This is a genomic window from Streptomyces sp. NPDC053432, assembly GCF_055585365.1.
Genome location: NZ_JBVJKF010000004.1, coordinates 225,458 through 250,754 on the forward strand (window position 1 = coordinate 225,458; position 25,297 = coordinate 250,754).

Genomic DNA, 25,297 nt, shown 5'->3' on the forward strand with positions numbered 1-25,297 from the left:
TCACGTGAAACAGTGACGCGTCAGGCGGTCTTGACCTCGACGAAGTCGGAGAGGTCGCGCAGGATGGCGGCCTTCGGCTTCGCGCCGACGATGGTCTTGGCGACCTCGCCGCCCTGGTAGACGTTGAGCGTCGGGATGGACATGACGCCGTACTTGGCGGCGGTGGCCGGGTTCTCGTCGATGTTGAGCTTGACGATCTCGATCTGGTCGCCGTACTCGGCGGCGATGGCCTCGAGGGACGGCGCGATCTGGCGGCACGGACCGCACCAGGCGGCCCAGAAGTCCACCAGTACGGGCTTGTCGCTCCTGAGGACCTCGGCGTCGAAGTCTGCGTCGGTCACGTTCTTGAGGGTGCCGGCCACTGCGGCCTCCTTCTTCATTCCTGCGGGGTGTTGGGGTGGGGCTGGTGTGGGGGTCAGACTGCGACGTGGGCCTTCTCGGCGTCCGCGAGGGCGGCGAGGAAGCGCTCGGCGTCGAGGGCGGCGGAGCAGCCGGTGCCCGCGGCGGTGATGGCCTGACGGTAGGTGTGGTCCACGACGTCGCCGGCGCCGAAGACGCCCGTGACGTTGGTCCGGGTGGAGGGGGCGTCGACCTTGAGGTAGCCCTCTTCGTCGAGCTCCAGCTGGTCCTTGAACAGCTCGGTACGCGGGTCGTGGCCGACGGCGATGAAGAGTCCGGTCACGGGAAGCTCGGTGGTCTCACCGGTCTTGGTGTTGCGCAGGGTGAGGCCGGAGAGCTTCTGCTCGCCGTGGATTTCGGCGACCTCGCTGTCCCAGGCAAAGGTGATCTTCGGGTCGGCGAAGGCGCGGTCCTGCATGGCCTTGGAGGCGCGCAGGCTGTCGCGGCGGTGCACGATCGTGACGGACTTGGCGAACCGGGAGAGGAAGGTCGCTTCCTCGATCGCGGTGTCGCCGCCGCCGACGACGGCGATGTCGTGGTCCTTGAAGAAGAACCCGTCACAGGTGGCGCACCAGGAGACACCACGGCCGGAGAGGGCGTCCTCATTGGGCAGGCCGAGCTTGCGGTGCTGGGAGCCGGTGGTGACGATGACGGCCTTGGCGCGGTGGACGGTGCCGGCGGTGTCGGTGACGGTCTTGATCTCACCGGTGAGGTCCACGGAGACGATGTCGTCCGGGACGAGCTCGGCGCCGAACCGCTCTGCCTGGGCACGCATGTTGTCCATCAGGTCGGGCCCCATGATCCCGTCCTGGAAGCCGGGGAAGTTCTCCACCTCGGTGGTGTTCATCAGGGCGCCACCGGCGGTGACGGCACCTTCGAAGACCAGCGGCTTGAGCGAAGCGCGTGCGGTGTACAGGGCGGCGGTGTAACCGGCCGGCCCGGAGCCGATGATGATCACGTTTCGTACGTCGCTCACGGGTTTCTTCCTCGTCTCTGCGGACTGCGTGTTGCCTACCGGGGGCCGGTGCGGACTCTCACCCCACCCAACGGATCCTACGGCGCCCGCATTCCCCGCCTGTCCCCCGTGGACCTGAACGGGTCAGGTCCGGGGGTAGGTGTTCGTCAGGAGGAGGTTTCCGGTGGGCGAACCCGTGGTCTCGCAGGTGGTGTCGACGAGGTAGGCGTCGACGCTCGCGGGGTCCCCGGAGTGCGGCAGGACGAGGAGGTAGACGGGGGTCCCCTGGTAGCTGCCGCGCTCGGAGGCGAGCGGGGTGTCCGGGCGGCCCGTGGCGTGCTGCACACAGGCGGGGACGGGTCCGGGGGCCCGCCGATCGCCGGGGGCGACGGGTGCGGCGGGGGAGTTCTCGAGCCCCAGGGTGTTGTTCTCCGCTTCGGGGGCGGTCTTGGCGCCCGGCGCCGGCGGGAGGATGCGTCGGACGCTGTCCTGGAGGCTCTGCGCCGTGTACCCGCCGGCGGCGGCTGCGGTGTCGGAGCTGGCGGCGGTGCCGGCCTGGTGCGGAGCGGTGGAGAGCTCGGTGAAGAGGAAGATCCCGAGGGCGCAGGCTGCGGCCGTGGCGAGACCCGCGAGGACGGCGATCCTGCGGCGGGCGCGACGCCGCCCGGGTCCGGTTGGGCCGGTGGGGTGACCGGCGGGGCGGTGCGGGGCGGATGTTTCACGTGAAACATCGGCGGCGACGGGGGTGCGCGGCTGGGGTGCGGGCTGTCGGCTGTCCTTGTCGCGGGTTGCGTCGAGGAGGGCTTCGGCGGCGAGGGCGGCGTCGATGCGGCCGGCGATGTCGGAGGGCATCCGGGCCGGGCCGGGGAGGGTGCCGAGGAGGGCGCGGATCTCGTCGAGGGAGGCGCGGACGTCGGCGCACAGGGAGCAGTCGCGGAGGTGGCTGCGGATCTCGGCGGTGCGGGACGGGGAGAGGAGTCCTTCGGTGAGGTCGGAGATCTCCGAGACGTCCGGGTGCCGGATCGTGCCGGTCGCGTCGGCTGTGGGGCTCACGGTCGTCCACCTCCGCCCTTCACTGGGTCTGCGTCTTGGTCTGGCTGCCGGGGTTCTGTCGCAGGTGGGACGGGAGTCCCCGGCGTCCGGTTCCTTCCCCGCTCGGTGGCGGTGTTATCCCCGGCACCGGTGCGCAGATGAGTGAGCATCGGGACGAGTTTCGCGCGGCCGCGGGCGCACCTGCTCTTGACGGTGCCGGTGGGTACGTCGAGGACGTCGGCGGCTTCGGCGACGGAGTATCCCTGCATGTCGACGAGGACGAGCGCGGCCCGTTGTTCGGCCGGGAGGGTGCTGAGGGCGGCCAGGAGCTGGCGGTGGAGGTCCTGGCGCTCCGCGGGGGCCTCGGCGGACTCGTGGGGCTCCAGGAGGCGCTCCAGACGGTCCGTGTCGTCGAGGGGCGAGGTCCTGCGGGAGGCGGCCTTGCGGGCGCGGTCGAGGCAGGCGTTGACGGTGATGCGGTGGAGCCAGGTGGTGACGGCGGACTCGCCGCGGAAGGTGTGGGCGGCCCGGTAGGCGGAGACGAGGGCGTCCTGCACGGCGTCGGCGGCCTCCTCCCGGTCCCCGAGCGTCCGCAGAGCGACGGCCCAGAGCCGGTCCCGATGCCGCCGCACGAGCTCCCCGAAGGCGTCGGGATCCCCCTTGGCGTGCAGCGCCAGGAGTTCCTGGTCGCTCCGGTCGTCTCCCGTTGCTGGCTGCATCACACCTCCCTTCCCGGAGGGAGCGTACGGGCCGGGCGGGACGAATACGAGGGTCCGCCGTGCCCTCGGCACGGCGGACCCGGGGCGTACCGATCAGGAAGCGGGCTGGTCGCCGGTGCCGAGAATCCTGATCTCGTTGATGCCGCCTCGGAAGCCGTCCCCGCCTTCCGAGGGCAGGGCGGTGATGTGCACCACCACGAAGCGGGTCTTGATCGGGGTGTCCCGGGTGGCCTGCAGCTTCTTCCCCGCGGTGGCCGACTTCACGAGCTCTTGGGGGAAGTCGGAGATGCCATGGGGTGAGGAGGCCTCGGGGGAGGCGGCGCGGACCTCGACCTTGTGTCCCGCGCCGTGCATGTCCACGTCGACGCCCGTCACCTCTTGGACGCTACCGAGGTCGACGACGATGCCACTGCCGTCATCGAACTTGTCCAGGTTGCCGAACTTCCCGCCGTAGCCGTAGAAGATCAAGGTGATCCACGCGGTGTCGGAGTTTCCGTCGATGGCCTTGTCGACGTCGTCGGGCTTTATCGGCTCCTTGCCGAAGACGGAGGCGCCGGCGATGTGCAGCGGCTTGCTCTCCTTGGGCTTCTTCTTGTCCTCGTTGGTGGTGGACTGCGAGTTGCCGGTTCCGCCGCTGTCACCCTTGCCGCGGCCCAGGAGGGTGTCCGCGAGCTGCCAGCTGCCCAGGCCCAGGGCGGCGATCAGCAGTGCGGCGACGCCCCACTTCAGGGCGCGGCCGGTGCGGCTCTGGAGCGGAGGCGGCGGAGGGACGACGGGGCGGCTCTGGGCGGTGGTGACGCCCGCGGGCGCGGGGCGGCCGTAGCTGCCCTGCTGGTAGGTGGTCTGCTGGTACTCCGGAGGGGCGGTGAAGGCGGGCTCCGGGGGCCGGATGCGGGGCATCGCGGCGACGGCCTTGGCCAGCTCCTCGGGGGTCGTGCAGGCGGGTTCCTGGCTGGAGGCGGTGGCCCCGTCATTGGCGAGGGCGCGCATGGCGAGCTCGCCCAGGCCGCGGTGGACACCGGCGCGGACCTGGTCGGGTGCGAGCAGGCCGACGCCCTTGGGCAGGCCGGTGAGGCCGTAGGCGTCGTTCTCGTACGGCCAGCGCTGGGTCAGGGCGGCGTACAGGAGCGCGCCGATGGCCTCGGTGTCGGCGCGCTGCGGGGTCTCGCTGGTGATGCCGCGCAGGGCCGCGTTCACGGCGAGGCCTCGGATGCGGTACTGGCCGGTGGAGGTGCGCAGTATCGCGCTGGGCGTCAGCCGGAGGTGGGCGAGACCCTCGCGGTGCGCGGCGGTCATGGCCTGGGAGACCTGGTGGACGAGCTGGTAGGCCTCGTGCGGTTCGAGGGGGCCCGCGGCGAGCAGCGCGGTGAGTTCGGTGGCGTCGGGGAGCCACTCGTGGACGACGTAGACGAGGTCGTTCTCCTCCACGGCGTCGAGGACCTGGACGAACCGGGGGTCGCCGAGCAGGGCGGAGGAGCGCGCGGCGGCCAGGACGGAGCGGGCGCGGGGGTGGTCGGCGGGGAGGAGGTGGACGCCCACGGCGCGGCGCAGTTTCTCGTCCATCGCACGCCAGCTGCTGAATCCGTCCAGACGGGTGACGCATTCCTCGAGCCGGTAGCGTCTGGCGAGCTTGTGGCCGCTGTGGAGTTCGGGTGCGGCCGCGGGGGCCGCGCTGCTGCGTTCGCCGTCCTTTTCGGGCATGGGTCCGTCCGCGGCTTGTCCGTTCTGGGTGTCCACCCCGTCGGCCGTGGCCTGTGCCGCCTGAGCGGCCAGCGGCTTGTCGCCGCTGTTGTCGGCCACGTCGACGGCAGCCGTGCTACGTTCCGCCACCGTCGTTCCCGCCTCCCCATCCGTTACGCGCTGTCGGCCAGTCTGCGAAGCCATGCCAATTGTGCCCACAGTCCGACGCTATGCACGACACACGAAAGGGGGCGACGGTTGTGCGCATCAGCGCCCCAAACGCCCGCGGACCATTCCGACCATCGCGTTGAGCTCTTCGATCCGCATGCGCTTGGCGGCGAGGAGGAAGACGGCGCCCAGGGCGATGCCGCCGGCCGTGAGGGCCGCGGCCGAACCACCGACTCCGCTTCCGAGTACCTGGGTGACCCCGTAGGCGACCGCTCCCGCGACCGCGGCGGCCGGGACGCAGGCGCCGGTCAGACGGGCGTAGGTGCGGGCCACGTGGGCACCGTCGAGGTCGCCGCCGAGGCGGGCCTTGAGGCGGCGCCAGGCGACGCCCACGCCCACGGCGTAGCCCAGGCCGTAGGCGGCGGCCATGCCGACGACGGCCCAGCGTTCGGGGAGCACGAGGAACGCGGCGGTCGAGACGGCCGCGTTGACGGCGGCCACGATGACCGTGTTGTAGAAGGGCGTCCGGGTGTCCTCGTAGGCGTAGAAGCCGCGCAGGACGACGTACTGGACGGAGTAGGGGATCAGTCCGAGGCCGAAGGCCATCAGGACGTAGCCGATGTTCTGGGCGCCGGCGCCGGAGCCCGCGTAGAGCAGGGTGGCCATGGGGACGCCGAGGGCGAGGAAGGCGAAGGCGCAGGGGACGATCGCGACGGCGGAGGTGCGCAGACCGTAGGAGATGTCGTCGCGGACTGCGGCGGCGTCGCCGTCGTGGGCGGAGCGGGAGATGCGGGGCAGAACGGCCGTCATGACGGAGACGGTGATGATCGCCTGCGGCATCTGCCACAGCAGCAGCGCGTAGTTGTAGGCGGTGATGCCGGTGCCGGGGTGGCCCTGCTTCTCGGCGACGGATCCGGCCCAGGTGGCGAGCTGGGTGACGACGACGAGGCCGACCTGGTTGGCGAGGACGAAGAAGAACGTCCACTTGGCCAGGCGGGCGGCCTTGCCGAGGCCGTGGCCCTTCCAGTCGAAGCGCAGGCGGGGGGAGAAGCCGGCGTCGCGCAGGTAGGGGAGCATCGCGAGGGCCTGGACGGTGAGGCCCAGCAGGGTGCCCAGACCCAGCAGGCGGACGCCTTCGGGGGTGACGGTGGTGGCGCCGACGCCGGAGGTGGTGAAGCTGCCGAAGGCCCAGATGAAGGCGCCGAAGGTGGCGATGACGACGATGTTGTTGAGGACCGGGGTCCACATCATGGCGCCGAACCGGCCCCGCGCGTTGAGGATCTGACCGAGGACCACGTGGACGCCCATGAAGAACATCGTCGGCAGGCAGTAGCGGGCGAAGGCGACCGCGACGTCCATCTGGGCGGGGTCGGAGGCGATCTTCGGCGACATCATCGTGATGAACACCGGGGCGGCCAGGACGCAGATGGTGGTGACGGCGGCCAGCAGGACCACGACGAGGGTCAGCAGCCGGTTGGCGTAGGCCTCGCCCCCGTCGCTGTCGTTCTTCATGGCCCGGACCAGCTGCGGGATGAAGACGGCGTTGAGGGCGCCGCCGCCGACCAGCACGTAGATCATCGTGGGCAGGGTGTTGGCGACCTGGTAGGTGTCGTTGAAGGTGCCGACGCCGATGGCTCCGGCGATGACCAGGGTCCGCAGGAAGCCGGTGATGCGGGAGACGATCGTGCCGGCGGCCATGAGCGCGCTGGACTTGAGGAGGCTCGCGGCGCGGCCGGCGGGCTTGCTGGGTGCCGGGGCCGCGACGGGGGCGTCCTCGGCGGGGGTGCGGGGGGCCGCCTCCTGGTCGCGGTAGAGGTGCGCGAAGGCGTCGGGCTCGGGCTGCTCCTCCGCGGCCTTGGTCACGAGGGAGTCCACGCCGACGAACTGCGTGGTGGTGGCGTGGTCGCCGTACGGCAGGTGGCGGGAGGGGCCGTCCGGCTCGGGCGGCGGGGTCTGGGCCCACACGCGTGAGTCGGGCGCGTAGGAGGGTGCCGTCGGCGCCGCGTACAGCGGGCCCGGCTCCTGGAAGGTGCCGGGGGGCGGCGGCGGGTGCGAGGCGCGGTCGTAGAGCACCTCGGCGACCGGGTCCTGGGCGGAGAGGTCCTGCGCCCGGTAGGGGTCGTTGTCGTAGGCGTCCTGGACATACGGGTCGTGGTCCGGCGCGGGCGCAGGCGCGGGAACCTGCCCGGGCACCGGGGTGCCCGGGGCAGTGCCCTGGGAGGGCGAAGGCCCGCCAGTGCCCTGCGCCCGGTCACCGTCGTACGGCGCGTTCATCGAAACCCCACCTCATCGTCCCCAGGCCGGCCGGCCACGGTATCGCTCAACGGTTCACTGTCTCACCCGTGCCGGACCCGTCCACGCTTTGCGGTCCGGTGTCCGGGGACTCGTCACTCGGCTGCGTGCTCTCCTCGGCGGCCGCGCGGGCCGCGACGCGCTTGCGGCTGGCGTACATCTTCATGCCTGCCAGGACGAGGAGGAGCACACCGCCGGCGATGACCAGCATCACGGTGGGGGTGACCTCTGTGGCCTCGACGGTGAACTTGCGCGGTTCGCCGTAGGGGACGCCGTCCTTGGTGAAGAGCTGCGCGGTGACCTCGACGGGGCCGCTCGCGGTGGCGTTGGCGGGGAACTTCACGGTCTGGGTGTGGTCGCCCTGGACGGAGACCTGCTGTTCCGCCTGACCGCTGTCGCCGAACATCAGGCGGGTCGGGTTGGCGGACCGGACGCGCAGGACGAGGTCGTGGACGTCTTGGACCAGGCTGTTCTGGACGCTGACCGGGATGGTGGCGCTGTGTCCGGACAGGGTGGCGTCGGACTTCGGGACGACCTTGACCTTCTGGGTGAGGCCGAGCAGGTACTCCTGCACCTGGTCCCGGTAGAGGCGGGCTTCCTCGGGGCGGCCGCGCCAGGAGGTGGACATCTCCCGGTTGGTGGTGTTGCCGAAGGGGATCTCCACGCGGTCGGGTGCCGCGAGGATCACCTTGAAGCGGTCGAGGGTGTTCTGGGTGGTGCGGATCTTCTCGAAGGCCGATACCGGCATTTCCTGCTTGGCGAGGGCTTCGGGGTACTGTCCGGCGCCCGGGACCTGGGTGGTGGCCCCGGGGTCGGGCTTGGCCGCGGCGGCGGCTTCGAGGTCCGCGGGCTGGGTCCAGCGGCCGGCCTGGAGGCCACGCAGGGCAGCCACCATCGTCTGCACCTGGCTGACGGTGGGCATCCGCTGCGGGGCGACGACGAAGCTGCGCTGTTCCCCCGTCTTCTGCAGGTTGAGGGCGAGGGTGTCGGCGAGGAAGCGCTGTACGGCCAGTGTCGAGCTCGAGGCGTTCAGCATGTCGCCCTCGAAGGCGGTGGAGAGTTCGGCGTCCGCCACGACGGCGGTGGCTCCGGCGCCGATGGGCCGGGCGGCGGAGGGCGTGTAGCCGAGGGCTCCGCTCTCCTGGAGGCTGTCGCTGCGGGTCAGGACGTTGTGCGCGCCGGCGGAGGTGGCGACGTTGACGATCGAGGGATCTATGGCGCCGTTCACCGGCCAGGAGAAGTCGGTGCTCACCGGGACGTGCAGGACCGTCTCGACGGCCTGCTTCGCCTTGTCGGTGGCGGGCCGCAGCTGGCCCAAGCTCCCCGAGACGTCCTTGCCGCGGTGGGCGAGGGAGGCGAGGTCGGGGTCGGCGAAGGGGAGTGCGACGACCTTCTTGCCCTGGACGGCGGTCTCCAGCGAGCTCAGCCACTGCTCGGCGACGGCCTTGTTCTTGCCCTGGACGGGCTTGCCGCCCGGGACGCGGACCCGGTAGCCCTTGGTCATCGCGTCGACGGTGGCCAGCAGGTCGGGGTCGATGACCCAGGTGACCGGGAGCTCCTTGCCGAGCGAGACCATCTGGCCCAGGCGGCCCTGCGGCTTGAGGTCCTCGGCGAGGGAGTCGTCGAGGAAGACCGGGGTCTGGATCTCGTCCGAGCCGGTTTCGGCGGTCAGGTGGGTGGTGGAGATCAGCGGCCACACGTAGGTGAGCTGGGAGCGCTTGGCGGCGGCCTCGGGCTGCCAGGGCAGGAAGGTCCGCTTGATGCCGAGGACCTGCTCGGAGGGGCGGCTGTCGCTCACCCCGGACAGGGAGACGCCGAGCTGGTAGACGCCGTCCTTGTCGAGGTCCAGTTTGTTGACCGGGACGGTGAGGGTGAACTGCCGGCTGACCTTGGAGGGCAGCCGGTCGATCTTCACGGCATAGGCCGGGTCGATCTCTCCCGGGTCGTTGCCCGCCCGGAAGCCGGTGCGTTCCGCGGCCTCGCCGATGGACGCGCGGTCCGCGAGCGCGGGGCCGACGCGCAGGCCCACGTGGGCGTCGTTGATCGTCTCGGAGCCGTTGTTGGCCACGACGCCCTCGATGGTGAGGGTGTCGCCCTTGACCGGTGCGGCGGGGGCCATGGAGATGAGCTGGACGTCGACGGAGGGGCCGGTGGCCGCTTCGGCCTGCGGGGCGGGCGAATAGACCAGAGCGGTGAGTACCGGGGTCCCTGCGAGCAGGATCATCGTGCGCCGCAGCCAGCGGCGCCGGGCAGGGGCGCGGGAGGCCCCCTGGATGTCTGCCGCTTCCGCCACGCGCTGCCCGTCCCTCGAAGTCAGTGGTCGTCGTTCGTGCGTCCACGAATGGTAACGAGGCCCGCTGTGCGCGAGTGCCGCGCGGTTGCTCCACATGATCGGCTCGACCCGGGGCTGCCGGTGCACCGGGTCGCCGTGAAACGGGGAAGCCCCTGGCGGGCGGGGCACGTACCCTTTTCTGTTGTGCCGAACGCCAATGAAGACAACCCCAGTGCCCTGAGTCAGGTGCAGCGCCGCGCGGTCAGTGAACTGCTGCGGGTCGCTCCTGTCGCCGACGATCTCGGCCGCCGGTTCCAGGAGGCGGGCTTCCGCCTCGCCCTGGTCGGCGGGTCCGTCCGCGACGCGCTGCTCGGGCGTCTCGGCAACGACCTCGACTTCACCACCGACGCCCGTCCCGAGGACGTGCTGAAGATCGTCCGGCCGTGGGCGGACTCCGTGTGGGACGTGGGCATCGCCTTCGGCACCATCGGGGCGCAGCGGGACGGCTTCCAGATCGAGGTGACCACGTACCGCTCCGAGGCGTACGACCGGACCTCCCGCAAGCCCGAGGTCTCCTACGGCGACTCCATCGAGGAGGATCTGGTCCGGCGTGACTTCACGGTCAACGCCATGGCGCTGGCTCTGCCGGAGCAGGAGTTCGTCGACCCGCACGGAGGTCTGGAGGATCTGGCCGCCGGTGTCCTGCGCACCCCCGGTACGCCGCAGGACTCGTTCTCCGACGACCCGCTGCGGATGCTGCGGGCGGCGCGGTTCGCGGCGCAGCTGGACTTCGAGGTGGCCCCCGAGGTCGTCGCGGCGATGAAGGCGATGGCCGAGCGGATCGAGATCGTCTCGGCGGAACGGGTGCAGGGAGAGCTGAACAAGCTGCTCCTCTCCGCGAACCCGCGCAAGGGCCTGGGCCTGCTCGTGGAGACCGGGCTGGCCGACCGGGTGCTGCCCGAGCTGCCCGCGCTGCGGCTGGAGAGTGATGAGCATCACCGGCACAAGGACGTCTACGACCACTCGCTGATCGTGCTGGAGCAGGCGATGGCGCTGGAGGAGGACGGCCCGGACCTGGTGCTGCGGCTAGCGGCGCTGCTGCATGACATCGGCAAGCCGCGGACGCGCCGTTTCGAGAGCGACGGCCGGGTCTCCTTCCACCACCACGAGGTGGTGGGGGCGAAGATGACCAAGAAGCGGCTGACCGCTCTGAAGTACTCCAACGACATGATCAGGGACGTGTCCCGGCTGGTGGAGCTGCACCTGCGCTTCCACGGCTACGGCGACGGGGAGTGGACGGACTCCGCGGTGCGTCGCTACGTCCGCGACGCCGGCCCGCTGCTGGAGCGCCTGCACAAGCTGACGCGCTCCGACTGCACCACGCGCAACAAGCGCAAGGCCAATGCGCTCTCCCGCACCTATGACGGGCTTGAGGCGCGCATCGCCCAGCTGAAGGAGCAGGAGGAGCTGGACGCGATCAGGCCCGATCTGGACGGCAACGAGATCATGCGGGTTCTGGAGGTCGGCCCGGGGCCGCTGATCGGGAAGGCGTACGCGTTCCTGCTGGACCTGCGTCTGGAGAACGGCCCGATGGGGCGCGAGGCGGCGGTCTCCGCCCTCAAGGAGTGGTGGGCCGCGCAGGCCTGATGCGAAGCGGGGCGGGCGATGTTTCACGTGAAACATCGCCCCGCCCCGCTCATGTTTCACGTGAAACGTCGTGTCTGGCGGCCCAGGAGCAGCGCGGTCGCCGCGTAGAGGGCCCCCACGCCGAGGACCAGGACCACGGAGCGCCCGTCTGCGGGGAGCATGAGCGCGGACACGGCTGCGGCACCGACGAAGGAGACGTTGACCAGCACGTCGTAGACGGAGAAGACGCGACCGCGGTAGTCGTCGTCCACCTGGGACTGGACGACGGTGTCGGTGGCGATCTTGGCTCCCTGGGTGGTGAGGCCGAGGACGAACGCGGCGACCAGCATCGGGCCGAAGTCGAAGAAGAGGCCGAGGGCCGGAACGAGGACGGCGGAGGCCGCGGAGCAGGCGGTGATCCAGCCGAGGGTGCCCAGCCGGCCCACCAGCCAGGGGGTGACGACGGCAGCCGCGAAGAATCCGGCCGCTGAGGCGCCGACCGCCATGCCGAGCAGGGCCAGCCCCTCCGCCTCGGTCTGCGACCAGGAGTAGCGGCAGAGCATCAGCAGGGTGACGGTCAGCGCCCCGTAGCAGAACCGCATCACGGTCATCGCGGCGAGTGCCTGGGCGGCGTCCTTGCGTGAGGCGAGGTGCCGCAGGCCCTCGGCCATGCCCCGGACGGTGAGGGCGATTCCCTCGATCACGGAGGGGTGGGTCGCGCCCGGCGGATGGTCGGGACCCAGGAGGCCGATGTCCAGGCGCAGGGAGACCAGTGCCGAGCACAGGTAGAACGCCGCGGCCAGCAGGACGACGATCGCGTTGGAGTCGGAGGCCAGCAGCCGGACGAGGAAGGCCAGCCCTCCGCCGGCGGTCGCGGCGAGGGTGCCCGCGGTCGGGGAGAGGGCGTTCGCGGTGACCAGTTGGTCGGGGCCGACCACGTGGGGCAGGGAGGCGGCGAGTCCGGCCAGGACGAAGCGGTTGACCGCGGTCACGGACAGGGCCGAGGCGTAGAAGAGCCAGTCGGGGACGTGCACCACGATCAGCATCCCGGTGAGGCAGGCGAGGAAGGCCCGCAGCAGGTTGCCGTAGAGGAAGACCTGCCGGCGTCGCCACCGGTCGAGCAGCACCCCGGCGAAGGGTCCGATCAGCGAGTACGGCAGCAGCAGTACCGCCATGGCCGAGGCGATGGCCGCGGGCGAGGTCTGTTTCTCCGGGGAGAAGACGACGTACGTGGCCAGTGCGACCTGGTAGGCGCCGTCGGCGGCCTGGGAGAGCAGCCGTACGGCGAGCAGGTTGCGGAAGTCCCTCAGGCGCAGGAGTACGCGCAGATCACGTACGACAGGCATGAGGGCAAGGGTCACATACGCGGAGGGTCCCCGGGCACATTGCCCGGGGACCCTCCGCGAAGAACTGCCGAAGTCCAGGTGTCCGCGAGGACCCTTGGGGGTTCGGCTAGCGCTCGACCTCGCCCTTGATGAACTTCTCGACGTTGGCCAGGGCCTCGTCGTCGAAGTACTGGACCGGCGGGGACTTCATGAAGTAGCTGGACGCCGACAGGATCGGGCCGCCGATACCGCGGTCCTTGGCGATCTTCGCGGCGCGCAGGGCGTCGATGATGACACCGGCGGAGTTCGGGGAGTCCCACACCTCGAGCTTGTACTCGAGGTTCAGCGGGACGTCGCCGAAGGCGCGGCCCTCGAGGCGGACGTAGGCCCACTTGCGGTCGTCGAGCCACGCGACGTAGTCGGACGGGCCGATGTGGACGTTCTTGTCGCCGAGCTCGCGGTCGGGGATCTGCGAGGTGACGGCCTGCGTCTTGGAGATCTTCTTCGACTCCAGGCGCTCGCGCTCGAGCATGTTCTTGAAGTCCATGTTGCCGCCCACGTTGAGCTGCATGGTGCGCTCGAGACGGACACCGCGGTCCTCGAACAGCTTGGCCATCACGCGGTGCGTGATGGTGGCGCCGACCTGCGACTTGATGTCGTCGCCGACGATCGGGACACCGGCCTCGGTGAACTTGTCGGCCCACTCCTTGGTGCCGGCGATGAAGACCGGGAGGGCGTTGACGAAGGCGACCTTGGCGTCGATGGCGCACTGGGCGTAGAACTTCGCCGCGTCCTCGGAACCGACGGGCAGGTAGCAGATCAGGACGTCGACCTCGCGGTCCTTGAGGACCTGGACCACGTCGACCGGGGCCTCGGCGGACTCCTCGATCGTCTGGCGGTAGTACTTGCCCAGGCCGTCCAGGGTGTGGCCGCGCTGGACCGTCACGCCCGCGTTCGGGACGTCGCAGATCTTGATGGTGTTGTTCTCGCTGGCGCCGATGGCGTCCGAGAGGTCGAGGCCGACCTTCTTCGCGTCGACGTCGAACGCGGCGACGAACTCGATGTCACGCACGTGGTAGTCGCCGAACTGGACGTGCATCAGACCGGGGACCTTGGCCGCCGGGTCGGCGTCCTTGTAGTACTCGACGCCCTGCACCAGCGAGGCGGCGCAGTTGCCTACGCCGACGATGGCTACGCGAACCGAACCCATTCCGGTTGCTCCCTGTTTGTTCTCGGACGAGGGCTGCGAGATGCAGGCCTCATTTTGCAGTTTCGTCGGACGGACCGGGTCGTCTCTGATCCCGTCCCGCCCGCTCGCTCTCGATGAGCTCGTTCAGCCAGCGCACTTCGCGCTCCACGGACTCCATGCCGTGCCGCTGCAGCTCGAGCGTGTAGTCGTCGAGGCGCTCCCGCGTGCGGGCCAGTGAGGCGCGCATCTTCTCCAGACGCTCCTCCAGCCGGCTGCGGCGGCCCTCCAGGACCCGCATGCGCACCTCTCGTTCGGTCTGGCCGAAGAAGGCGAAGCGGGCGGCGAAGGACTCGTCCTCCCAGGTGTCGGGGCCGGTGTGGGAGAGGAGCTCTTCGAAGTGCTCCTTCCCGGCGGCCGTCAACCGGTAGACGATCTTGGCGCGGCGCCCTGCGAGTGAAGCGGCGAGGGCGTCCTCCGGAGCGTTGCCCGGCTCTTCGATCAACCAGCCGTTGGCGACCAGCGTCTTGAGACAGGGGTAGAGCGTCCCGTAGCTGAAGGCTCTGAAGACCCCAAGCGAGGTGTTGAGCCGCTTGCGCAGCTCGTAGCCGTGCATGGGGGATTCGCGGAGCAGGCCGAGGACGGCGAATTCGAGGATGCCTGAGCGCCTGCTCATCCGCCTACCTCCCCTTCGACCCTGTGTCTTTATACCGAGCTGATGTATCGGCTCGATACATCCAGACGATAGAACGGCCTGCCCCGGTCGACAAGTGGCGGCGTAGTGACCGGCATCACATCACCAATTCGTAGGAGGCAGCTTGCCTGATTTGGGGTGAACTTCGGCACTGGTCGGGTTTTGACCGTGCGTAGTCTGTGCGCCATGACACCGGGCGAACCGGAATTCATCTGCCGCTTCCAGGCCACTCGCCTGCCCGAGGAGTAGTCGTTCGATGAGCGAGCACCGCCGCAAACCGTCGCAGCCCCAGAGTGGCGGGCGGGCCGAGGCCCGCCGGGCCGCCCAGCAGCGCCCCGGCAGGGGCGCCGGGACCGGACGTGACGTCCCCACGGCGTCACACAGCGGCCCCTATCCGGAACCCTCCGCACACGGCGGCAGATCGGGAACGCGCCGGGCCGGCCAGAGAGCATCCGGGGGGCGCGGCAGGGGCTCCGGGAGCGCGGGCGGTGGTGCGGGGAACGCCGGTCGCGGTGCGGCCCGTCCCGACAAGCGGCTGATCAACTACCCGCGGTCGGACCGGGAGGGCTGGAAACGCTTCCTGCCGTCCTGGAAGCTCGTCGGCGGTACGGCCCTGGGCTTCTTCTCGATCATCATCGCCGGCGCGGGCATCGGCATCGCCATGGTGAACACGCCCGACCCGAACAAGGCCGCCCAGGCGCAGAACAACGTGTTCAAGTGGGCCAACGGCGAACAGATGGTGGCAACCGGCGGTTCGATGAACCGGCAGATCGTGCCGATCTCCAGCATTCCCCGGTCGATGAGGGACGCGGTGATCTCCGCGGAGAACGAGTCCTTCGAGACGGACAAGGGCGTCGACCCGATGGGCATCGCCCGCGCCGTGTGGAACATGGCCACGGGCGGCTCCACCCAGGGCGGCTCGACCATCACCCAGCAGTACGTGAAGAACACGTACCTGGACTCCGAGCAGACGCTCAAGCGCAAGGTCACCGAGCTCTTCATCGCGATAAAGCTGGGCACGACCGAGGAGAAGGACACCGTCCTCGCCGGCTACCTCAACACCGCCTACTACGGACGGGACGCCTACGGCATCCAGGCCGCGGCCCGCGCCTACTTCGGCAAGGACAGCAAGGACCTGAACCCGTCGGAGTGCGCCTTCCTGGCCTCCGTGCTCAAGGGCCCCAACCTGTACAACCCGGACGGCGGCATCGGCGCGGCGGCCACCCCCGAGCTCAACGAGCAGCGCGCCCGCAAGCGCTGGGCCTGGGTCCTGGACCGCGAGGTCGAGGTGGGCCGGATGGACAAGGCCGAGCGGGCGAAGTACGCGGACAAGGACTTCCCCGCCCGCGTCGAGTCGGCGCAGGCCCGCGGGATGACCGGCCAGATCGGCTACCTGGTCGACACGGCCAAGGCGTACGTGATGAAGACCAAGAACATCACCGCCGAGCAGATGGCCCTGGGCGGGTACGAGATCACGACCACCTTCGAGAAGCCGAAGGTGGATGCCCTGGCCAAGGCCGTCGAGGACACCCGCAACGGCCTCATCGACGAGAAGAAGCGCCCGGACACCGACACCTTCGTCCAGTTCGGCGCGGCCTCCGTGAACGCGAAGACCGGCGCGCTCGTGGCCCTCTACGGCGGCCCGGGCTGGGACCACAAGTACTTCAGCAACAACGCCAACACGACCGGTGTCCCGGTCGGCTCGACCTGGAAGCCGTACGTGCTCGCGGCGGCCATGCAGTACGGCACGCAGAACTCGAACGGCAAGGGCATCTCGGCCGAGAGCAAGTACCAGGCCAACGACCTCACCGTGATCAACAACCGTGACGGCGTGCCGCTGCGCGGCAAGGACGGCACCCCGTTCAGGCAGAAGAACGAGAGCCCGACCGCCTACGGGTACGTGACCCTCAACGAGGCGATGGAGAAGTCCATCAACGTCCCGTTCGCCCAGCTCGTCTTCGACGTCGGCCACGACAAGGTCCGCAAGGTGGCCGAGTCCACGGGCCTGCTCCCGGACTCGATGAGCCAGGCCAACGACGCCTCCTTCGCGCTCGGTACCTCCACCCCCAGCGCCATCCGCATGGCCGACTCGTACGCCACGTTCGCGGCTTCCGGCACGCACCACGAGCCGTTCTCCGTGACCAAGGTCGAGAAGAACGGCGTGCCGCTGCCCGGCTTCGAGCCGACCAAGGCCCAGCGGGCCATGGACAACTCCGTCGCCGACAACATCACCAAGGTCCTCGAGAACGTCGTCCAGAACGGCACCGCGACCAAGGTCAAGAAGCTGGGCCGGCCCGCCGCGGGCAAGACCGGTACCACCGACTTCAACAAGTCGGCGTGGTTCGTCGGCTACACCCCGGAGCTCTCCACCTCCGTGGTCCTCTTCCGCAGCGACCCCAACTCGGCCGACAAGGCCCTGCAGTCCATGAAGGGCGTCGGCGACATCCCCTCCATCCACGGTGGTGACATCCCGGCCGAGATCTGGACCGAATACATGATGGAAGCGGTCAAGGGCACCCCGGCGACGAAGTTCCCCGAGCCCCAGGACAGCGGCGTCGTCGCGAACGCCTCCGGAGCCCCCTCCCCCACGCCCTCGGCCCCGCCGTCGCCGTCGGCCTCGCCGACGCCCTCCCCGTCGCTCACGCCGTCGGGCCGTCCCTCGCCCTCCAAGGGCGGCAAGCCCTGCAAGCCGTGGGAGCTGTACTGCGACCCGGACCCCTCGCCCAGCACCTCGGGCGGGGTGATCGGCGGCGTCGACGGCGGACCCAGCGGATCGCCGACGGCCACGGCCACCGGCGGCAGACCCGGCCGGCCGGGAGGCCTCACCACGGGAGTGCAGTCCGCGCCCGAGTGACGGGCCGGGCCGGTCCCGGCACATGGACGGGGGAAGGCCGTCGCACCCGGTGCGACGGCCTTCCCCCATGTCCGGCCCGGTACGGCAGGATGACCCCCATGACCAAGGTGCACGAGGACCGTCCCGTACTGCCCACGCAGCAGGACGAGGTCGCCGCAGCCGGAAGCGAGTTCATCGGCGGCCCCCTCGGCCGCTACGCGCGGCTCGGCGGACACTGGCTGGGGCCGGTCCGGGTCGTGGTCCTGCTCGCGCTCGGCATGTTCGCCCTCGGCATGGTGCAGAAACTGCCCTGCTACGACTGGGCGTGGTTCCGGGGCGCGGGCTCGCAGTACACCCACGCCTGCTACTCCGACATCCCGCACCTGTTCGCGGCCCGCGGCTTCGCCGACAACCTCACGCCCTACTTCGACCGGCTCCCCGGCGACATGGAGTACCTGGAGTACCCGGTGCTCACCGGGCTCTTCATGGAGGTCGCCTCCTGGCTGACCCCGGGCAGCGGCTCCATGCAGCACCGCGAGCAGATGTACTGGATGGTCAACGCGGGCATGCTGATGGCCTGCGCCGCCGTCATCGCCGTGTGCGTGGCCCGCACCCACCGCCGCCGGCCCTGGGACGCCCTGCTCTTCGCCCTCGCGCCGGCCTTCGCCCTCACCGCGACGATCAACTGGGACCTGCTGGCCATCGCCCTGACGGCCGCCGGAATGCTCATGTGGTCCCGGGGCCGGACGGTGCTCTTCGGCGTCTTCATCGGCCTGGCCACCGCCGCCAAGCTCTACCCCGTCCTGCTCCTCGGGGTGCTCTTCGTGCTCTGCTGGCGCGCCGGGAAGTGGCGAGCGTTCGGCGCCGCGGCCCTCGGCGCGGCCGCCGCCTGGCTCGTGGTGGACCTGCCGGTGTTGATCCTGGCATGGGACGGCTGGTCGAAGTTCTACACCTTCAGCCAGGAACGGCCGATCGACTTCGGTTCCGTGTGGCTGCTGATCTCCCAGCGCACGGGCAACCCCCTGCACGACGCCAACACGTACGCGACCGGGCTGACGCTCCTGATGTGCGGCGCCATCGGACTGCTGACGCTGACCGCCCCGAGGCGCCCCCGCTTCGCCCAGCTGGCCTTCCTCGTCGTCGCCGCCTTCATCCTGGCCAACAAGGTCTACTCGCCGCAGTACGTGCTGTGGCTCATCCCCCTCGCCGCGCTGGCCCGGCCCCGCTGGCGGGACTTCCTGATCTGGCAGGCCGGCGAGGTCGTGTACTTCCTCGGGATCTGGTTCTACCTCGCCTACACGACCAGCGCCGACAAGCACCAGGGCCTTCCCGTGGAGGGCTACCAGCTGGCGATCACCGCCCACCTGCTGGCCACCCTGTACCTGTGCGCGGTCGTGGTCCGCGACATCCTCATGCCCGAGCGGGACGTCGTACGGCGCGACGGCTTGGACGACCCCTCGGGAGGCGTCCTGGACGGGGCCGAGGACGTGTTCGTGCTGTCGGACGCGGCGAGGGCGCCGCGGAACGCGACGCCCTCGGAGGGACAGCGGGTCGACTGGGGCAAGGGCCCCGAGGGCTGAGCGGTACGGGCCGCGGCCGACGGGCCGCGGCCCGTCGGCGTCCCAGGCCTGTCGGGCCTGTCAGGCCTCTCAGGCGTCGAGCACCCGGTCGAACTGCGTGGTGGTGTGCCGCAGGTGCGCCACGAGCTCGTCGCCGACCTTCGGCTCGGTCGTGTCGGACGGCACGAAGAGGATCGACACCTGCATGTGCGGCGGCTCCGCGAACCAGCGCTGCTTGCCCGCCCACACGAACGGCGAGAGGTTCCGGTTGACCGTGGCCAGGCCGGCCCGGGCGACGCCCTTGGCTCGCGGCATCACGCCGTGCAGGGCCTTGGGGGCCTCCAGGCCCACCCCGTGCGAGGTGCCGCCGGCGACCACGACCAGCCAGCCGTCGGAGGCGGCCTTCTGCTGGCGGTAGCCGAAGCGGTCGCCCTTGGCGACGCGCGTGACGTCCAGGACCGAACCGCGGTACTCGGTCGCCTCGTGGTCGCCCAGCCACAGCCGGGTGCCGATACGCGCCCGGAAGCGGGTCTGCGGGAACTGCTGCTGCAGCCGCGCCAGTTCCTCGGCCCGCAAGTGGCTGACGAACATGGTGTGCAGCGGGAGCCGGGCCGCGCGCAGCCGGTCCATCCAGCCGATGACCTCCTCGACGGCGTCCGAGCCGTCCGGGCGGTCCAGCGGCAGGTGCAGGGCGAAGCCCTCCAGCCGGACGTCCTCGATCGCGGCGTGCAGCTGCCCCAGGTCCTGCTCGGAGATGCCGTGGCGGCGCATCGAGCTCATGCACTCGATGACCACCCGGGCGCCGACCAGGCCGCGGACCCCGTCCAGCGAGGCCACCGAGCGGATGACCCGGTCCGGCAGCGGCACCGGGTCCTCACCGCGCCGGAAGGGCGTCAGGACCAGCAGGTCACCGCCGAACAGGTCCTTGATGCTCGCGGCCTCGTACGTGGTGCCGACAGCGAGGATGTCGGCGCCCATTCGGGTCGCCTCCTCGCACAGCCGCTCGTGGCCGAAGCCGTAGCCGTTGCCCTTGCAGACCGGGATCAGTCCGGGGAACTGGTCCATGACCTGCTTCTGGTGCGTACGCCAGCGCGCGGTGTCGACGTAGAGCGTGAGCGCCATGCCCGTCCGGTGCCTCTCGTGTGGGGTGGGGTGGGGTCAGCGGCGCGACATGTAGATGTCGAGCGCCTTGTGGAGCACCTTGTTGAGCGGGAAGTCCCACTCGCCGACGTACTCGACGGCCTCGCCGCCCGTGCCGACCTTGAACTGGATCAGCCCGAACAGGTGGTCGTTCTCGTCCAGCGTGTCAGAGATGCCGCGCAGGTCGTAGACGCTGGCACCGAGTGCGTACGAATCGCGCAGCATCCGCCACTGCATCGCGTTCGACGGGCGGACCTCGCGCTTGTGGTTGGCGGACGCGCCGTACGAGTACCAGACGTGCTGGCCGACGGTGAGCATCGTGGCGGCGGCCAGCGGCTCCCCCTCGTGCTTGGCGATGTACAGCCGCATCCGGTTGGGGTCCTCGCTGTTGAGGGCCGTCCACTGGCGCTGGAAGTAGCTGAGCGGGCGCGGGCGGAACTTGTCGCGCTCGGCCGTGATCTCGTACAGGTGCTGCCAGGTCGGCAGGTCGTCGTAGCCGCCCTGGACGACCTCGACGCCGGCCTTCTCGGCCTTCTTGATGTTGCGGCGCCACAGCTGGTTGAAGCCCTTGAGGACGTCGTCCAGCGAGCGGTTGGCCAGCGGCACCTGGAAGACGTAGCGCGGCTGGACGTCACCGAAGCCGGCGCCGCCGTCCTCGGCCTGCTGCCAGCCCATGCGGCGCAGCTTGTCGGACACCTCGAAGGCGCGGGGCTCGATGTGCGAGGCCTCGACGTCGCGCAGCCGCTTGACCTCGGGGTCCTGGATGCCGGCCTTGATGGCGGCGGCGTTCCAGCGGCGGATGACGACGGGCGGGCCCATCTTCACGGTGAAGGCGCCCTGCTGCTTGAGGTGCGCCAGCATCGGCTGGAGCCATTCCTCCAGGTTGGGGGCGTACCAGTTGATGACCGGGCCCTCGGGCAGGTACGCGAGGTACCGCTTCACCTTGGGCAGCTGCCGGTACAGCACCAGCGCGGCTCCGACGAGTTCGCCGGCGTTGTCGAACCAGCCGAGGTTCTCCGAACGCCATTCGTTCTTGACGTCGGCCCATGCCGGGACCTGGCAGTGGCTAGCCGACGGCAGACTCTGGAGGTACGCCAGATGCTGCTCTCGGCTGATGGTCCTCAGGGACAGGCTCATGCGGGGTGCTCCTCCGGCGACTTCGCTGGCTATGGCGCGAAGCCTACTGCGACAGGGGCGCCACCCATCTGGGGGACGTGCCGGGGCCCGGGCCGATGCTCGGCCGGCGCCCCGCCGCAGGAGCGTCCCGCGGGGCCCTGTCAGCCGCCGAAGAGGCCGCCGTGGAACATGCCGATGAAGAAGCCGATGGCAGACGCGCCAAGGCCGATGATCAGTGCGAAGCGCTCGCGTGTCGTGACGGATACGAACTGTCCGTACAGGCCGGACACGATTCCGATCAGCCCGGCCCACGTGGTGAGCAGGTGCAGGTTGTGGAAGAAGGCCGTGATGAACGCCACGGCTCCGAGGACCAGGGTGACCGCCATCAGGGTGTCCTGCAGCGGGTGGGGCTTGCCGTCGGTGGACAGCAGCGAGATCGGAGGGGGCTGGGACTGGGGTTGCATGGCCTGTGCCATCGGAAGGCACCTCCTGGCTGACGCAGAGCGGTGCTCGGGCCCGCCTCCGGCCGGGGCCGGGGGCATAGCACCGAGCACACCCGATGGATACAGATTGTGTCCCCCTGGCGCCGGATTTCAACCGGAAGGAGTCGAGCAGGTAGTCTGTACAGCTGCGCGGTGTCTGCTTTCGGACGCCGTGCGCACGCATCACGACCCTCCTGCCACGGAACGACCGTGGCCGCTGAGTCCAAAGGAGGTGGGTTCCACATGCGTCACTACGAAGTGATGGTCATCCTCGACCCCGATCTCGAGGAGCGCGCTGTCTCCCCGCTGATCGAGAACTTCCTCTCCGTCGTCCGTGAGGGCAACGGAAAGGTCGAGAAGGTCGACACCTGGGGCCGTCGTCGTCTCGCTTACGAGATCAAGAAGAAGCCCGAGGGCATCTACTCGGTCATCGACCTCCAGGCCGAGCCTGCGGTCGTCAAGGAGCTTGACCGACAGCTGAACCTGAACGAGTCGGTTCTCCGGACCAAGGTCCTTCGCCCCGAGACCCACTGAACTCCGGTTCAGCGGTAATCGGGATCGAGTAGCACAGCAGCCCAGCAGCAATCCCCGCCGAGAGGTTCATCCATGGCAGGCGAGACCGTCATCACGGTCGTCGGCAATCTCGTCGACGACCCCGAGCTGCGCTTCACCCCCTCGGGTGCGGCGGTCGCGAAGTTCCGTGTCGCGTCCACCCCCCGCACCTTCGACCGTCAGACCAACGAGTGGAAGGACGGCGAGAGCCTGTTCCTGACCTGCTCGGTGTGGCGGCAGGCGGCGGAGAACGTCGCCGAGTCCCTCCAGCGGGGCATGCGCGTCATCGTGCAGGGCCGGCTGAGGCAGCGGTCGTACGAGGACCGTGAGGGTGTCAAGCGCACGGTCTACGAGCTGGACGTCGAGGAAGTCGGCCCCAGCCTGCGCAACGCCACGGCCAAGGTCGCCAAGACCACGGGTCGCGGTGGCCAGGGTGGATACGGCGGCGGCGGCGGTCAGCAGCAGGGCGGCGGCGGTGGCTGGGGCGGAGCCCCCAGCGGCGGCCAGCAGGGCGGCGGAGCTCCCTCCGACGACCCGTGGGCGTCCAGCGCGCCGGCCGGTGGCCAGCAGCAGGGCGGCGGCGGGGGCGGCTGGGGTGGAAACTCCGGCGGCTCCGGCGGTGGCTACTCGGACGAGCCGCCCTTCTAGGGCAGCTCGCATCCAAACTTCTTGATCACACAGGAGAGACACAATGGCGAAGCCGCCTGTGCGCAAGCCTAAGAAGAAGGTCTGCGCGTTCTGCAAGGACAAGACCGCGTACGTGGACTACAAGGACACGAACATGCTGCGGAAGTTCATTTCCGACCGCGGCAAGATCCGTGCCCGCCGCGTTACCGGCAACTGCACGCAGCACCAGCGTGACGTCGCCACGGCCGTGAAGAACAGCCGTGAGATGGCGCTGCTGCCCTACACGTCCACCGCGCGATAAGGAAAGGGTGACCGACTAATGAAGATCATCCTGACCCACGAGGTCTCTGGCCTCGGTGCCGCCGGCGATGTCGTCGACGTCAAGGACGGTTACGCTCGCAACTACCTGGTCCCGCGTGGTTTCGCGATCCGCTGGACCAAGGGTGGCGAGAAGGACGTGGCGCAGATCCGCCGCGCCCGCAAGATCCACGAGATCGCGACCATCGAGCAGGCCAACGAGGTCAAGGCCACGCTCGAGGGCGTGAAGGTCCGTCTGGCCACCCGCGCGGGTGACGCCGGTCGTCTCTTCGGTTCCGTGACCCCGGCCGACATCGCCACGGCGATCGAGGCTTCGGGTGGCCCGAAGGTCGACAAGCGCCGCGTCGAGCTGGGCTCCCCGATCAAGACCCTCGGTTCGTACCAGGTCTCCGTGCGTCTGCACGCCGACGTGGCCGCGAACGTGGGCGTCGAGGTCGTCGCCGCCTAAGGGCCGCGAAACGAAGGGCCGCACCCCACCGGGGTGCGGCCCTTCGTCATGTTTCACGTGAAACATCGCCCGGCTCCCGGCTCCCGACTCCCGGGTTCTGAGTCCCGGGTCCGGACGGGTTCAGCGAGTGGCTCCTGCGACCAGCCAGTGGCCCGAGCGGGCGCGCAGGTGGAGCGTGGCCATACGGACCGCCAGCATCAGCGTCATGGCCCACCACAGGGCCGTCACGCCGCCGCCCAGGACGGGGACGAGCAGGGCGGCCGGGGCGAACACGGCGAGCGTCAGCAGCATGGCCCGGGCCAGGTAGGGTCCGTCGCCCGCGCCCATGAGGACGCCGTCGAGGACGAAGACCACGCCGCCGATGGGCTGGGAGAGGGCGACGACCAGCAGGGCGGGCAGGATGGCGTGCTCGACGGCCGGATCGCTGGTGAAGAGGGGGATCAGCAACGGGCGGGCCACGACGACCAGCAGGCCGAGTGCGATGCCCGAGCCGATACCCCACTGGACCATGCGCCGACAGACGGTTTTGGCACCCTCGGTGTCGCCGGCGCCCAGGTAGCGGCCGATGATCGCCTGCCCGGCGATGGCGATGGCGTCCAGCGCGAAGGCGAGCAGGCTCCACAGGGAGAGCAGGACCTGGTGGGCGGCGATGTCGGCGTCGCCGAGCCGGGCGGCCACGGCGGTCGCGATCAGCAGGATGGCGCGCAGGGACAGCGTCCGGACGAGCAGCGGTGCCCCCGCCTGGGCGCAGGCCCTGATCCCCGCGGCGTCGGGGCGCAGGGAGGCGCCGTGCCGACGGGCTCCGCGTACGACCACGACGAGGTAGGCGGCGGCCATGGCGCACTGGGCCAGGACGGTGCCCCAGGCGGAGCCCGCGATGCCGAGCCCGGCGCCGTAGACGAGGGCGGTGTTCAGCACGGCGTTGAGGGTGAAGCCGCCGACGGCGACGTAGAGCGGCGTGCGGGTGTCCTGCAGGCCGCGGAGGACGCCGGTGGCGGCGAGGACCATGAGCATGGCCGGAATGCCGAGGGCGGAGATCCGCAGGTAGGTGACCGCGTGCGGGGCGACGGTGTCGGAGGCCCCGACGAGGGAGATGAGCCAGGGGGCCGTGGGCAGGACCACGGCGATGACGGCGGCGCCGAGCAGGAGGGCGAGCCAGACGCCGTCCATGCCCTGCCGGATGGCTCCCTGCAGGTCGCCCGCGCCGACCCGGCGGGCGACGGCCGAGGTGGTGGCGTAGGCGAGGAAGACGAAGACGCTCACGGCGGTGGTGAGCAGAGCGGCGGCGATGCCGAGGCCGGCCAGCTGGGCGGTGCCGAGGTGTCCCACGATGGCGCTGTCGGCCAGCACGAAGAGGGGCTCGGCGACGAGTGCGCCGAAGGCGGGGACGGCGAGGGCGAAGATCTCCCGGTCGTGGCGTCTCGGCGCAGCCTTCGGTGCTGTGGGGGCCTGTGTCATGCGCTCAATCTAATCTTCCACAGGTAATGGATGCAAGGCCCTTTAGATCCTTACCTTTTCGGCGATCACGGTGTTCTCGCGGCCCCGTTGGTGGTGATCTTGAGACAGTGGCCAAGATTTTTCCCATGAGGTGCTGTTGGCAAGAGAATTCGCAGGTCAGGTGGGGTGTGTGGAGGGGGCAGGTGATTTTGTCCACAGCGTCGTCCCCCGGTCCGTGCACAGCTTCGGGGGAGTTACCCACAGCATTGGCGCCGTCGTCCACATCTCATCCACACAGCCTGTGGATAACAAGATTGGCTGACGCCGCTCGCGGCCCTACCGTGGTGCGTTGCCCGACTCGCCGACAGCCGGTTCGGGTGCCCCAAATGTCAGAGCCGTGTCGTAGAAAGAGTCGCACGGCAAGGTCCGCTCTGCGG

21 protein-coding genes are annotated in these 25,297 nt (G+C 70.0%); 7 read left to right on the forward strand and 14 right to left on the reverse strand.

Annotated features, from left to right (window positions below; all coding sequences use genetic code 11):
* Positions 1-20: 20 nt before the first annotated feature.
* The 7 genes from trxA to ACZ6Y1_RS09390 form a co-directional block, all read right to left on the reverse strand.
* Positions 21-362, reverse strand: a complete 342-nt coding sequence (gene trxA / locus ACZ6Y1_RS09360) for a thioredoxin (RefSeq protein ID WP_030025741.1) — start codon at positions 360-362, stop codon at positions 21-23.
* A 53-nt stretch (positions 363-415) separates the two neighbouring features.
* Positions 416-1,375, reverse strand: coding sequence for a thioredoxin-disulfide reductase (gene trxB / locus ACZ6Y1_RS09365; RefSeq protein WP_469625320.1), 960 nt, complete (start codon positions 1,373-1,375; stop codon positions 416-418).
* 123 nt (positions 1,376-1,498) lie between these two features.
* Positions 1,499-2,407 (reverse strand): anti-sigma factor, encoded by a 909-nt coding sequence (locus ACZ6Y1_RS09370; protein WP_469625322.1) that lies wholly within the window; start codon positions 2,405-2,407, stop codon positions 1,499-1,501.
* Positions 2,404-3,105, reverse strand: coding sequence for an RNA polymerase sigma factor SigM (gene sigM / locus ACZ6Y1_RS09375; RefSeq protein ID WP_469625324.1), 702 nt, complete (start codon positions 3,103-3,105; stop codon positions 2,404-2,406). The genes ACZ6Y1_RS09370 and sigM overlap by 4 nt, the downstream gene beginning before the upstream one ends.
* Positions 3,106-3,198: 93 nt before the next feature.
* Complete coding sequence (locus ACZ6Y1_RS09380; protein WP_469625326.1) at positions 3,199-4,935, reverse strand: protein kinase family protein; 1,737 nt, start codon at positions 4,933-4,935, stop codon at positions 3,199-3,201.
* A gap of 117 nt (positions 4,936-5,052) precedes the next feature.
* Positions 5,053-7,227 (reverse strand): murein biosynthesis integral membrane protein MurJ, encoded by a 2,175-nt coding sequence (murJ, locus tag ACZ6Y1_RS09385; protein ID WP_469625328.1) that lies wholly within the window; start codon positions 7,225-7,227, stop codon positions 5,053-5,055.
* Positions 7,228-7,273: 46 nt separating this feature from the next.
* Entirely contained in the window at positions 7,274-9,538 is a 2,265-nt protein-coding gene (locus tag ACZ6Y1_RS09390; RefSeq protein ID WP_469625330.1) for a DUF6049 family protein, read from the reverse strand.
* Between the two features lie 183 nt (positions 9,539-9,721).
* Between ACZ6Y1_RS09390 and ACZ6Y1_RS09395 the strand changes: the two genes are divergently transcribed.
* Complete coding sequence (locus ACZ6Y1_RS09395) at positions 9,722-11,164, forward strand: CCA tRNA nucleotidyltransferase (RefSeq protein ID WP_469625333.1); 1,443 nt, start codon at positions 9,722-9,724, stop codon at positions 11,162-11,164.
* 56 nt (positions 11,165-11,220) lie between these two features.
* On the opposite strand, the gene ACZ6Y1_RS09400 is transcribed toward ACZ6Y1_RS09395, so the two are convergent.
* The 3 genes from ACZ6Y1_RS09400 to ACZ6Y1_RS09410 all read right to left on the reverse strand — a co-directional run bounded on the left by ACZ6Y1_RS09400 (position 11,221) and on the right by ACZ6Y1_RS09410 (position 14,330).
* Complete coding sequence (locus ACZ6Y1_RS09400; RefSeq protein ID WP_469625335.1) at positions 11,221-12,489, reverse strand: MFS transporter; 1,269 nt, start codon at positions 12,487-12,489, stop codon at positions 11,221-11,223.
* 106 nt (positions 12,490-12,595) lie between these two features.
* Positions 12,596-13,678: an inositol-3-phosphate synthase gene (locus tag ACZ6Y1_RS09405; RefSeq protein WP_469625337.1), complete on the reverse strand. Its 1,083-nt coding sequence runs from the start codon at positions 13,676-13,678 to the stop codon at positions 12,596-12,598.
* 49 nt (positions 13,679-13,727) lie between these two features.
* Entirely contained in the window at positions 13,728-14,330 is a 603-nt protein-coding gene (locus ACZ6Y1_RS09410; RefSeq protein WP_136210355.1) for a PadR family transcriptional regulator, read from the reverse strand.
* A 274-nt stretch (positions 14,331-14,604) separates the two neighbouring features.
* Here ACZ6Y1_RS09410 and ACZ6Y1_RS09415 point away from each other — a divergent pair, with 274 nt between their 5' ends.
* The gene (locus ACZ6Y1_RS09415; RefSeq protein ID WP_469625340.1) at positions 14,605-17,202 is read left to right on the forward strand and encodes a transglycosylase domain-containing protein; all 2,598 of its coding nucleotides are present in this window, start codon (positions 14,605-14,607) and stop codon (positions 17,200-17,202) included.
* A gap of 98 nt (positions 17,203-17,300) precedes the next feature.
* Entirely contained in the window at positions 17,301-18,761 is a 1,461-nt protein-coding gene (locus tag ACZ6Y1_RS09420) for a glycosyltransferase family 87 protein (RefSeq protein ID WP_469625342.1), read from the forward strand.
* Positions 18,762-18,830: 69 nt separating this feature from the next.
* Here ACZ6Y1_RS09420 and ACZ6Y1_RS09425 read toward each other — a convergent pair whose 3' ends face one another.
* The 3 genes from ACZ6Y1_RS09425 to ACZ6Y1_RS09435 form a co-directional block, all read right to left on the reverse strand.
* Positions 18,831-19,862, reverse strand: a complete 1,032-nt coding sequence (locus ACZ6Y1_RS09425) for an alanine racemase (RefSeq protein ID WP_469625344.1) — start codon at positions 19,860-19,862, stop codon at positions 18,831-18,833.
* A gap of 36 nt (positions 19,863-19,898) precedes the next feature.
* A complete protein-coding gene (locus ACZ6Y1_RS09430; protein WP_469625346.1) occupies positions 19,899-21,017 on the reverse strand; it encodes a lipid II:glycine glycyltransferase FemX in 1,119 nt (372 codons plus the stop codon).
* A gap of 140 nt (positions 21,018-21,157) precedes the next feature.
* Positions 21,158-21,472, reverse strand: coding sequence for a hypothetical protein (locus tag ACZ6Y1_RS09435; RefSeq protein WP_469625349.1), 315 nt, complete (start codon positions 21,470-21,472; stop codon positions 21,158-21,160).
* 249 nt (positions 21,473-21,721) lie between these two features.
* On the opposite strand from ACZ6Y1_RS09435, the gene rpsF reads away from it, so the two are divergent.
* From rpsF to rplI, 4 genes are all read left to right on the forward strand, one after another.
* Positions 21,722-22,012 (forward strand): 30S ribosomal protein S6, encoded by a 291-nt coding sequence (gene rpsF / locus ACZ6Y1_RS09440; RefSeq protein WP_015034882.1) that lies wholly within the window; start codon positions 21,722-21,724, stop codon positions 22,010-22,012.
* Between the two features lie 72 nt (positions 22,013-22,084).
* Entirely contained in the window at positions 22,085-22,678 is a 594-nt protein-coding gene (locus tag ACZ6Y1_RS09445; RefSeq protein WP_469625351.1) for a single-stranded DNA-binding protein, read from the forward strand.
* 43 nt (positions 22,679-22,721) lie between these two features.
* Positions 22,722-22,958 carry a 30S ribosomal protein S18 gene (rpsR, locus tag ACZ6Y1_RS09450; RefSeq protein ID WP_005315025.1) on the forward strand — a complete coding sequence of 79 codons (237 nt, stop codon included), beginning with the start codon at positions 22,722-22,724 and terminating at the stop codon, positions 22,956-22,958.
* An 18-nt stretch (positions 22,959-22,976) separates the two neighbouring features.
* Complete coding sequence (rplI, locus tag ACZ6Y1_RS09455) at positions 22,977-23,423, forward strand: 50S ribosomal protein L9 (protein WP_469625353.1); 447 nt, start codon at positions 22,977-22,979, stop codon at positions 23,421-23,423.
* Positions 23,424-23,543: 120 nt separating this feature from the next.
* Here the strand turns inward: rplI and ACZ6Y1_RS09460 are convergent, their stop codons facing one another.
* Positions 23,544-24,881: an MATE family efflux transporter gene (locus ACZ6Y1_RS09460; protein ID WP_469625355.1), complete on the reverse strand. Its 1,338-nt coding sequence runs from the start codon at positions 24,879-24,881 to the stop codon at positions 23,544-23,546.
* Between the last annotated feature and the right edge of the window lie 416 nt (positions 24,882-25,297).

Bases quoted from the DNA above. Each gene is read 5' to 3' on its own strand.
- ACZ6Y1_RS09415 (WP_469625340.1), top strand. From the start codon at position 14,605: ATGAGCGAGCACCGCCGCAAACCGTCGCAGCCCCAGAGTGGCGGGCGG.
- ACZ6Y1_RS09435 (WP_469625349.1), bottom strand. From the start codon at position 21,472: ATGGCACAGGCCATGCAACCCCAGTCCCAGCCCCCTCCGATCTCGCTG.
- ACZ6Y1_RS09400 (WP_469625335.1), bottom strand. From the start codon at position 12,489: ATGCCTGTCGTACGTGATCTGCGCGTACTCCTGCGCCTGAGGGACTTC.
- rplI (WP_469625353.1), top strand. From the start codon at position 22,977: ATGAAGATCATCCTGACCCACGAGGTCTCTGGCCTCGGTGCCGCCGGC.
- ACZ6Y1_RS09420 (WP_469625342.1), top strand. From the start codon at position 17,301: ATGACCAAGGTGCACGAGGACCGTCCCGTACTGCCCACGCAGCAGGAC.
- ACZ6Y1_RS09460 (WP_469625355.1), bottom strand. From the start codon at position 24,881: ATGACACAGGCCCCCACAGCACCGAAGGCTGCGCCGAGACGCCACGAC.
- ACZ6Y1_RS09425 (WP_469625344.1), bottom strand. From the start codon at position 19,862: ATGGCGCTCACGCTCTACGTCGACACCGCGCGCTGGCGTACGCACCAG.
- ACZ6Y1_RS09445 (WP_469625351.1), top strand. From the start codon at position 22,085: ATGGCAGGCGAGACCGTCATCACGGTCGTCGGCAATCTCGTCGACGAC.
- murJ (WP_469625328.1), bottom strand. From the start codon at position 7,227: ATGAACGCGCCGTACGACGGTGACCGGGCGCAGGGCACTGGCGGGCCT.
- rpsF (WP_015034882.1), top strand. From the start codon at position 21,722: ATGCGTCACTACGAAGTGATGGTCATCCTCGACCCCGATCTCGAGGAG.
- ACZ6Y1_RS09430 (WP_469625346.1), bottom strand. From the start codon at position 21,017: ATGAGCCTGTCCCTGAGGACCATCAGCCGAGAGCAGCATCTGGCGTAC.
- ACZ6Y1_RS09405 (WP_469625337.1), bottom strand. From the start codon at position 13,678: ATGGGTTCGGTTCGCGTAGCCATCGTCGGCGTAGGCAACTGCGCCGCC.
- rpsR (WP_005315025.1), top strand. From the start codon at position 22,722: ATGGCGAAGCCGCCTGTGCGCAAGCCTAAGAAGAAGGTCTGCGCGTTC.
- sigM (WP_469625324.1), bottom strand. From the start codon at position 3,105: ATGCAGCCAGCAACGGGAGACGACCGGAGCGACCAGGAACTCCTGGCG.
- ACZ6Y1_RS09410 (WP_136210355.1), bottom strand. From the start codon at position 14,330: ATGAGCAGGCGCTCAGGCATCCTCGAATTCGCCGTCCTCGGCCTGCTC.